Raw genomic sequence first — 8,892 nt, 5'->3', positions numbered from 1 at the left:
ATGGACTTCGAGCGGCAGGCGCAGGTAGCTTAACCTCGTGTCTACCAGACCGGCAGCAGCTCATTTCGGCCGGGCGGCTGTCACGCATGTCCAAGGCCTTGCCCAAAGGTGGCAGCGCCTTGTCCTTGTGCAGGGTTCCTAACGCTCTCTAGCTGAGGTCCCCTGCGGCAGGGGCGACGCTGGCGATCACCACTACATCATCATCGGCTTTCTTCTGCAACGTCCTTCGTCGGTGTTTCGATCGACCCGGGGTGCAACAGTCTCTCCGGGGTCATGCGACGGCTGTCGTGGCGCAGCCTTCAGGTGGTGTCGCATGCCGCAAGGGGGTGGATTCGTATCGAAGGGTGGCGCTCCAACAACCGTAGCTCGGGGTCATTGCTGCCCCAACGTTGAAAGCGAAGTCGCCGGTCCCTCCGCCTCCCGGGAGGATCGTACCGTCCGAGCGGACGGATGGCGTGAAACTCTTTGTCAGGCGCGGGCGGCCTGCATCATCTGGCGATGCGGCTCGACCGTGTCGGCCTTGAACTGGAAATGCGTGCCGTCGCGCCACATGCCGAACAGGATGATGGCCAGCTTGCGCGCGACCGCGACCTTTGCCTTGTTGAACCCGACCTTCTTGGCCAGGCGCAGCCCCCAGTCCTTCAGCGAAGAAAAGGTCTTGGTCGCCGACAGCATCACGGTCGCGGCGGTGACGAGGTGGGTCCGCGTCAGCCGGTTGCCCATCTTGCTGATCTTGCCATGGGTCAGGCTCTCGCCCGACTGATAGACGCGCGGCGTCAGCCCGAGATAGGCCGCGACATCATCGGCACGGCGGAAGCGGGACGGCTCCTCGACCGCGGTGAAGAACGACAGCGCGGTGATCGCGCCGACGCCCGGCACGGCCATGAACCGCCGGCAGATCGGGTTGGCCGCCGCGAGCGCCTCCAGTTCGGTCTCGATCCGCTGCGCATCCGCCTGCAGCCGCTCGCACAGGTCGAGCACCGGCAGGATGCGGGGGCGCAGATTGATGCCTTCGTGATCCTGGATAAGCAGCAGTTGCTCGATGACGCGCTCGCGGTAGGTGGCGGCCGACTTGGCACCAGGCTCGACCCGCCCGCCATAGACGCGCAACAGTCCGCGGATCATGTTCTCGTTGGCGGTGCGCTGCTGGACGAGCCGGTGGCGCATGATGAGCTGCGCGCGCACCTCGTAACAGGCGGCGCTCTTCACATAGACCTCGGTCAGATAGTCGCGACCGGTGCGCGTGATCTCGGCGATGCCGCGCGCGTCGTTGGTGTCGGTCTTGTTGCGCTTGAGCGACAGCACGCGGTGCACCTGCAGCGCATCCATCACCGCCACCTGATAGCCGAGACGGCGCAGGCCGCCCGACAGGTGGACGGACATGGCACCCGTCTCCATGCCAACCACCGCCACATTGGAAGTGAAGTTCTTCGCCAGGTAGCGCCCGATTTCGGTCGGGTGCGTCTTCATCGAACACTGATGGACGACCTTGCCGTCGCCATCGAGCACGCATACCGCCGTCGATTTCAACCCGACGTCGAGACCGACCCAAACCCGCGCCCGTGCCGGGTCCGTCTCGGCCGCTTCCCGGATCGCCAGGATCTCGGGGTTCGTGATCTTCTTCGTCATCGCGCTGTCTCCTTTCTCGACGCGACGCCATCGTGCGCTCCACCACCGGAAAGAAAAGACCTCAGCTAAACCACAACCGGCTTATGCCGGGCCGCCTCTTACTTTTTAGGGAGGTGGAAATCATGCCGATCGACTTTTCGAATGACCTGCACTCCGCAGAGCTTAGCAATGCTGCCAACATCCTGAAAGAGTTTGCCCGGTCGCATAATATGACCATGAATTCTGCAATCGTCATCATGATGGCTGCAGCGTGCAACGAAGGAGGGCCTCAGACCGTATATCACCTTCAAAAAGCGGCGAATGCGTTCGTTGATGATCGGCTGAACGTTAACACTCCAAGTAGGCAGCAACGACGTTTTATCAAAAGGAAGAACGCCAAGCAGAGGGCCCAAGACAACAAATTTTATGGGTTAGAGGATTCTGAACAGTTCCGTATTTTTGATTAGGATGAATGATACTCGAGCTTTAAATAATAGAGCTAGCCTGACACGGTTACTATTCCTAAATGATATAATAAATACTCTATGTAAATAGTGTAACCTGCCAGTCTGTCTGACGTCGCCGACGAAACGACGCTTTTGGGCCTTGGCAAAGGATTGGGCTGCGATCGGAATATTGCCCTACTTGGCTCCATTGGCTCGGCCCCGCGTTCGCCTACGTTCGTTATATAACTGCCATTGAAGAGGACCAGCATGAGCGACGCAGCTCTCGTCAACGTCAATACTGCTACGGCCGAGGAACTGGATGCCGTACCCGCGCTTAAGGGCCACGGGTTCGAGATCGTACGCTACCGAGAGGAACGCGGCACATTCACAGATCTGCGGCAACTTGACGAGGTGCCAGGTCTCACAGGCAAGGCGGATGGCGGACGATCAGCGCTTACGGTCGGCGACGGCTAGAGACCTACCGCCGGAGGATCGGAATCGACGATACGGACGCGTGACCGCGCCGACCGCACCCGCGGCAGCATAGCTGGATAACCTTGGATGACACCTCGCCGTCGCCTTTGAATCGGCTGAGAATATCGGCCGCCGGCATGTTCATGGTGCGGCCGCAAGCGCATAGTATTCGCATATCGGCACAGTCATCCCCAGCGTCATCTGGAGATGGGCGACCGCTTGCCGCTTTGCGGCGGGCGTGACCATTTTTTTGACAGCAGGTCTTTCAACCCCGCGTTGTCCAGCATCTTTGTCCGCGAGCAGCCGCTTGAGCTTGGCGTTCTCCTCTTCAAGCGACCGCAGACGCTTTGCGTTGGATACTTCCAGGCCGCTGAAGTTCGCCTTCCATGCGTAGTAGGTCGCGCTCGACATCCCGTGCTTGCGGTAAAGCTCCGTTACTACCGCGCCCGCCTCGGCTTTCTTCAGAATGCCGATGATCTGCTCTTCCGAAAATTGCTTCCGCTTCATTCCGACCGTCCCTTCAAGAGCCGGTCTCTATTTTCAGGTGGATGAGAAAATGGGGGTCACGTCACTCCTGTACGCGCCGCCGGTGATCAGGGGGGCGACCACAGGGCCACGATCCATCAAATCTGCGAATAGCGCGTCGGGTTGAGGATCTGGTTGTCGATGTCCGTTACGGTTTCGGCAAGGCCGGGCATGGCGATCAGTCGCTGCCATGCCGGGTCCGCGCCGAACGCCTTCCAGCTCTGCTCGCGCGCAGCAAGATCGGGGAAGGTCAGCATATAGGTCAGGCTGGGTAGATGCGTTCCGGTCAGGTCCTGCGCGAAGAAGACCGGGGTGAGGCCGGTGCGGCGGAAGATATCGATCTCGCCACCGGTATCGAACATGCCGATCTTGGTCGCGCCCGCCTTCTCGCTATGGCTGTGATAGGTTCGCAGCTCGAAGATGCGTCCCTTGCCGGGGCCGGGCGCTTCGATGCGGGGAAATCCCCCGAACGCCCGCATCAGTTTCACCTCGAGCGAGACATAGGGCGGGCTGGCGAGGGGCGCGTCGGAATAGGCCGTGGCGGCCTGGGCATAGGCCGGATCGGCGGCCAGTTTGCCGGGGAGTTCCAGAAAGGCGGCGATCGAGGGGTGGGGGATCAGCAGCTGGACGTTGGCGCTGCCCATGCCGATCGCCGTGGTGAAGGCGCCGATGGGCCCGCATCCGGCACGGCGCGCGGCGGGAAGGAAGGCACGTTCCAGATACCCGTCCAGTCGCTCCTTCATCGATCCGACCAACCGGTAGGTGCGAAGCTCGTAGAGTTCGGGGCCGCCTCCGGCCGTCCGCGATTGCGCGCCGGCACCGGTGCCGGCCAATGCCATGCCACCGACCGCGGCGGCGGCGAGCATGGAACGTCGATCGATCGCGTGCGGCATGAAGACCTCATCCAATGGAAGGTCGCCAACGGAGCCGATGTAAAACGCGTCGTCAATCAAAAGGGTTAGCGTCGTGCCACCCTCAACGGATAGCGACGACCTTCACGCCGACGGCATCGGCGATGTCGCGCCATGTGCGGTCGGCGGTCCAGGCGGGCAGTTTCTCGCGCCTGGCCAGGGCGAGGCAGAAGCGATCGCCAAGCGACAGGCCCGCCTCGACCGTCACGCCGCGCAACCGGCCCGCGTCCCAGCATAGTCCGGCATCGGCATCGATCAGCCTGATCGGCAGCGGCCGGAGCATCGACGTCACGACGTCATCCGGCATGCCGAGCTTCGAATAATGCGATGCGACCTCGGCCATGTTGACGACGGACATGCACGCATCGCCGAGTGCATCCTCAACCTTCTTGCCACCCGCTTCGCCCCGGAGCAGCGCCAGCAGCGCCGACGCATCGAGAATCACCGTACTCACGAGCCGCTCTCGGCCATGCGGTTGGCAAGAAAGTCATCGACGCTGCTGCCGTCCACCTTGTCATATTGCTTCGCCAACGATCTGGCATGTGCCACGATCTGTTCCGCGGTGCGCAGGATGACGCCGTCCGGCGTCTCGTCGACATACACCGATCCTCCGTTTGTCAGGCCCAGACGCTTGCGGATGTCGGCAGGCAGGCTCATGCGGCCAGTGGCAGTTATCGCGACTTGCAGCGTCATAACGTTATCCAGATCGAAAATGTGCCATAAGATAGCATATGAACCATAATGGAGAAAGAATGACATACGGGTCTTGAAATGGCAAGATGCGTGTTCGGCGTATGTATAATAAGGGTATACCTTGATACTACGCCGCTCCTGAAACGCTTCGTCCGTCCGATCAGGGTCGGTTGCAGGCAAGTTGAACACTTGCCGCCAAGGGTCTAGACCCGGATCGAACAGAAAGGGGGAAATATGGCCCTGTTCGGCTATGCCCGCGTGTCGACCGACGATCAGGACCTCGGCATCCAGCAAGCGGCGCTGCGCGCGGCGGGGTGTCAGACGGTCCGGTCGGAAAAGAAGTCGGGGTCGTCGCGCGCGGCGCGCAGCGAGTTGCAGATCCTGCTCGACTTCCTGCGCGACGGCGACACGCTGGTCGTGACGCGGATCGACCGGCTCGCGCGGTCGATGAAGGATCTGCAGGATATCGTCCATGAGCTGAAGGGAAGGGGGATTACGCTGAAGGCGACCGAACAGCCGATCGATACCGGCACGGCGGCGGGCAAGGCGTTTCTCGACATGCTCGGCGTCTTTGCCGAATTCGAAACCAACCTGCGCCGCGAACGCCAGGCGGAGGGGATCGCCGCAGCCAAGGCGCGCGGCGTCTACAAGGGCGGCAAGCCCCGCATCGACCCCGAAGCGGTGCGCAGCCGCGCGGCACAGGGCATGCGCCCGGCGCATATCGCCCGCGAACTGGGGATTTCACGCGGCACGGTCTATCGGTTCCTGCCGGTGGCTGCTCTCGGACCAAACGGTGCCTTGCGACCGGAATCCGCTCTACTGCATAGCACTGTTACCGATGCCGATCCGTCCTGAGCATGTTTTTTATACCCGATCGATTGGCAGCATATCTCCAACTTCGTTCGGTTTGCCCGTGCCAAAGGGTGCTGAGAGCATTGCGGTCGGAGACATCTGAAGCGCGTCTTCCATATGGGCGATGGACGATGGTGGAACGCCGAACGCCGGTATTGGCGGAATGGGCAGGGCAGGCGTCCGCACAGCAGCCTCGGCGGCATGGTACCCCGCCGAGTTCAGCCGATGGCTGTACGGACTCGATCGCGTCTTCAGCCGTGCCGAGCGGGGTTAATTGCTGGTCGAGGTACGCAACTGCCGTCATCTGCTGGCGATGGGCGCATGGTGGCCAGGCCCAACGGGCCGCGCCTCGATCCGGCGTTGCTGCCGCTTAAAGCACTCGAGCGCCTCATCCAGTGCCACCCCGACAGCGCGCTGGCTGATGCGCTGCATGTCGATTCGACGTATCGCCCCCGTGCAAAGTTGTATATCCCAGCGACATATCCAAATAGCGACGGTCTAGAAGGAGTGCGTCAGTTGACCCGGACCAACCTGTTCCAATCCAATCGTTCGCAGGCCGTCCGTCTGCCCAAGGATGTGGCGTTTCCCGAGGGTGTCCGCGAGGTCGCCATCCTGCGTGACGGAGACAGGCGTGTAATCGTGCCGGCGGACCGCCAGTGGGACGACTTCTTCGCTGCGTCTGGGATCGATATCAACGAGAACAAGCAGCCGGAAGCGCAGGTACGAGAGTCGTTCTGATGCTTCGCTACATGCTCGACACGAACCTGTGCATCCGGGTGCTGCGCGATCGGCCACAGACGATCCGGGAGCGGTTCAATGCCGAGGCCGATGGCCTGTGCATATCCAGTATCGTGCTGTTCGAGCTCCTCTACGGGGCTGCCAAATCCGCGCGCCCGATCGAGAACCGCAGCGAGGTCGAACGTTTCGCGAGCCGTCTGGACGTGCTGCCCTTCGACGACGATGCGGCAGCCCATGCCGGTGATATTCGCGCCGTTCTGGCGAGACAGGGGCGCATGATCGGTAGCTACGACCTGCTGATCGCGGGACATGCCCGCAGTCGGGGGCTGGTCGTTGTCACCGGCAACCTCGGCGAATTCGAACGGGTAGAAGGACTACGCTGCGAGGACTGGCTTCCTGCCCACTGAGCTGTTGCAGGGGAGAAGAGGGGGAGGGGTGGAGGTACACCGTGGTCCTGTCGCTGACGCTCGACGAGAACAAGGTCCAGCTCATCTGCATGCGCATCCTCGCGTGGTTCTGGGACTGGGTTGGGTTCGATCAGACAAAGGCGGTCGACCTGCTGATGCCCGATGGTTCATGCCAACGCACCGTCATGGGCATGGTCCCCCATGTCGGTGAGGTCATCCGCGCGTGGGACAAGGCGACCCGCGGCCTCGTCGGTTCGCTGCTGATGGCCACCTTCGCCACCGTTCCGCTCGCCATCTGGTTCGTCGATTACTCGAAGCGGCGCGGGCGCGACATTCTCGCCGAATGCCACGAACGCGGGGCGGCGCTGGTCGAGCGGGACGTGCTGCGCAAGGAGCTTGGCGGCTACAACCGCGCCCAGTTCCTGAAGGAAGCCCGCGACCGCTACGCCTGACCGAAAAGCAGGTCGATACCTTCACCCGGAAGGCGCTTGCCGCAGCCGGACTGCCCTATTCCGTATCGGATCGAGCAGGCCCACACGACACTCATCGGGACCTTGCCCACCACCGTCATATTGTCGCGTTGCGCGATGCCGGAATGTGTGTTGCTCAAACCGCGGAACTGGCAGGACGCAGCATTGCGCAGGTCAAGCGCGTGACGGCGCTGCACCGCCAACGACTTGCTGGAACAGCAACCTCCAACCTTGCCGCGGCAGGAGTCCGTCTGACGGTGTTGTTCCCGGCGCGCTACAGGCGTGCGAACGGACGGTGATCGATGGGGTAACCATCCAGACCCAAGGGATGGTTCGAAGCGATGGCGAAACGCGCTTTCGTACGTTTCCAGACAGACGCCTACACCGACACCCCCGTCAGCTGCTCGACCAGCTGCATCTGCCGCGGCAGGCAGACCGACAGGGCGCAGCGGCCGACGGCGGTGGCTCGGGCGGCCTTGCGCAGGCGCAGATGGTCGCCGCGATCGGCGAGGGTGGCGATGATCCGGTCGGCGATGGCGGCGGGGTCGTGGAAGGGGACCAGATGCCCGTTGATGCCGGGTTCGAGGAATTCGAGCACCGGCGCGGTATCCGATGCGACCATGACGCACCCGGTCGCCATCGCCTCGACGAACGACCATGACAGCACGAACGGCACGGTCAGATAGGTGTGGACGCTGGAGACGCGCAGCAGCGACAGATAGTTCGCATAGGACAGCTTGCCGGTGAAATGGACGCGATCGGCGAACGGGCCGGTGGTCAGCGGCACCTCCAGCTCCATCTGCTCGCGCCACGACCGCCCTTCGGGGGCGGGCGCGCCATAGCTGACCTGATCGCCGCCGGTGATGACGACCTGCGCTTCGGGCCGGGCGGTCAGGATGGCGGGCAGCGCGCGGATGAAGGACGGATAGCCGCGATAGGGTTCGAGGTTGCGCGCGACATAGGTGATGACCTCGTCCTGCCGCGACAGCGTCCGCCCGTCGGGCAGGCGAAAGCGTGCCGCCGGATCGGGCTTCACCACATCGGTCTCCACCCCGTCGAAGATGGTGCGGATGCGGGGCTGGTAGATGGCGGGGTGGCGGCTGCGCTGCCATTCGGTCGGCGCGATGCCGGCATCGGCCATGTCGAGGCTGAGCAGCAGATGCGCGTTGCGCGCCCGCGTGCGACACACGGTGTCGAGATCGGCGGGCTGCGCCGGATCGAAGCCGACATCGGCCCCGGCCCCGTGATAATAGAATTCGGCATAGCTGAGGATGACGGCGCGCGGGAACACGTCGCGCACGAACATCATTTCGCCCCAGCCCGGATGGCCGATGACGATCGTCGGCACGAACCCTTCGCGTTTCAGCTGGAGCAGCGTCCGCGCGACCTGCTGTCCGTAACGGACGCTGGCTTCGTACAGGCGGACATAATGATGGGTGGTCGGATTGGCCGGACGCGGGGCTTCATAGCCGACACAGCGGACGCCGGGAATATCGACGCCTTTGCCACGGGTTACGAAGACGACGCGATGTTTTCCCGATGCCGCCAGCGCGGGCGCAAGGTTCTTGAACTGCGCCGGCATGTTCTGGTGGATAAATAATATGTCCAACCGCAATACTCCATTCGGGGTAGGTGCGAATATTCAGAATGTGTCCTGTCAATAGACTGGTAAAACTATTGAGTATTTACGTTCAAGTAACCATTATGTCGCGCATTTCCGACAATGGGTCGGATGGTTGATGACGATGGCGGGGGGCGCGCCGTCGGA

12 protein-coding genes and 1 pseudogene are annotated in these 8,892 nt (G+C 62.4%); 6 read left to right on the top strand and 7 right to left on the bottom strand.

The genetic code is table 11. From position 1 onward, the window contains the following. Positions 1-468: 468 nt before the first annotated feature. On the bottom strand, positions 469-1,629 hold the full coding sequence (locus tag ASE91_RS11425; protein WP_056626342.1) for an IS110 family transposase: 1,161 nt from the start codon (positions 1,627-1,629) through the stop codon (positions 469-471). Between the two features lie 122 nt (positions 1,630-1,751). Between ASE91_RS11425 and ASE91_RS11420 the strand changes: the two genes are divergently transcribed. After that, positions 1,752-2,075 (top strand): hypothetical protein, encoded by a 324-nt coding sequence (locus ASE91_RS11420; protein WP_156357812.1) that lies wholly within the window; start codon positions 1,752-1,754, stop codon positions 2,073-2,075. 246 nt (positions 2,076-2,321) lie between these two features. Next, entirely contained in the window at positions 2,322-2,528 is a 207-nt protein-coding gene (locus ASE91_RS11415; protein ID WP_056626338.1) for a helix-hairpin-helix domain-containing protein, read from the top strand. Positions 2,529-2,711: 183 nt separating this feature from the next. On the opposite strand, the pseudogene ASE91_RS11410 reads toward ASE91_RS11415, so the two are convergent. From ASE91_RS11410 to ASE91_RS11395, 4 genes and pseudogenes are all read right to left on the bottom strand, one after another. Continuing rightward, positions 2,712-3,035 (bottom strand): annotated as a pseudogene (locus ASE91_RS11410) (transposase); the annotation flags it as partial. A 116-nt stretch (positions 3,036-3,151) separates the two neighbouring features. Then, the gene (locus tag ASE91_RS11405; protein WP_162233659.1) at positions 3,152-3,919 is read right to left on the bottom strand and encodes an NIPSNAP family protein; all 768 of its coding nucleotides are present in this window, start codon (positions 3,917-3,919) and stop codon (positions 3,152-3,154) included. Between the two features lie 109 nt (positions 3,920-4,028). Beyond that, on the bottom strand, positions 4,029-4,418 hold the full coding sequence (locus ASE91_RS11400) for a type II toxin-antitoxin system VapC family toxin (protein ID WP_056626332.1): 390 nt from the start codon (positions 4,416-4,418) through the stop codon (positions 4,029-4,031). Next, positions 4,415-4,657 carry an AbrB/MazE/SpoVT family DNA-binding domain-containing protein gene (locus ASE91_RS11395; RefSeq protein ID WP_056626330.1) on the bottom strand — a complete coding sequence of 81 codons (243 nt, stop codon included), beginning with the start codon at positions 4,655-4,657 and terminating at the stop codon, positions 4,415-4,417. Before ASE91_RS11395 ends, ASE91_RS11400 begins: the two co-directional genes overlap by 4 nt. Before the next feature lie 234 nt (positions 4,658-4,891). Here ASE91_RS11395 and ASE91_RS11390 point away from each other — a divergent pair, with 234 nt between their 5' ends. The 4 genes from ASE91_RS11390 (at position 4,892) to ASE91_RS11375 (ending at position 7,106) form a co-directional block, all read left to right on the top strand. Continuing rightward, entirely contained in the window at positions 4,892-5,512 is a 621-nt protein-coding gene (locus ASE91_RS11390; RefSeq protein WP_082453987.1) for a recombinase family protein, read from the top strand. Between the two features lie 318 nt (positions 5,513-5,830). Next, on the top strand, positions 5,831-6,247 hold the full coding sequence (vapB, locus tag ASE91_RS20965) for a type II toxin-antitoxin system VapB family antitoxin (RefSeq protein ID WP_082453986.1): 417 nt from the start codon (positions 5,831-5,833) through the stop codon (positions 6,245-6,247). Next, on the top strand, positions 6,247-6,654 hold the full coding sequence (vapC, locus tag ASE91_RS11380) for a type II toxin-antitoxin system tRNA(fMet)-specific endonuclease VapC (protein ID WP_056000583.1): 408 nt from the start codon (positions 6,247-6,249) through the stop codon (positions 6,652-6,654). Before vapB ends, vapC begins: the two co-directional genes overlap by 1 nt. A 41-nt stretch (positions 6,655-6,695) precedes the next feature. After that, positions 6,696-7,106: a hypothetical protein gene (locus ASE91_RS11375; protein WP_056626328.1), complete on the top strand. Its 411-nt coding sequence runs from the start codon at positions 6,696-6,698 to the stop codon at positions 7,104-7,106. Here the strand turns inward: ASE91_RS11375 and ASE91_RS11370 are convergent. After that, the gene (locus tag ASE91_RS11370) at positions 7,097-7,327 is read right to left on the bottom strand and encodes a hypothetical protein (RefSeq protein WP_056626326.1); all 231 of its coding nucleotides are present in this window, start codon (positions 7,325-7,327) and stop codon (positions 7,097-7,099) included. The genes ASE91_RS11375 and ASE91_RS11370 overlap by 10 nt on opposite strands. Before the next feature lie 176 nt (positions 7,328-7,503). Then, entirely contained in the window at positions 7,504-8,733 is a 1,230-nt protein-coding gene (locus ASE91_RS11365; protein WP_056626323.1) for a glycosyltransferase family 4 protein, read from the bottom strand. Positions 8,734-8,892: the final 159 nt, after the last annotated feature.

The organism is Sphingomonas sp. Leaf62 (genome assembly GCF_001421915.1).
In the GTDB taxonomy this organism is placed as follows: Bacteria; Pseudomonadota; Alphaproteobacteria; order Sphingomonadales; family Sphingomonadaceae; genus Sphingomonas.
This window is presented reverse-complemented; position numbering and strand designations above follow the sequence as displayed.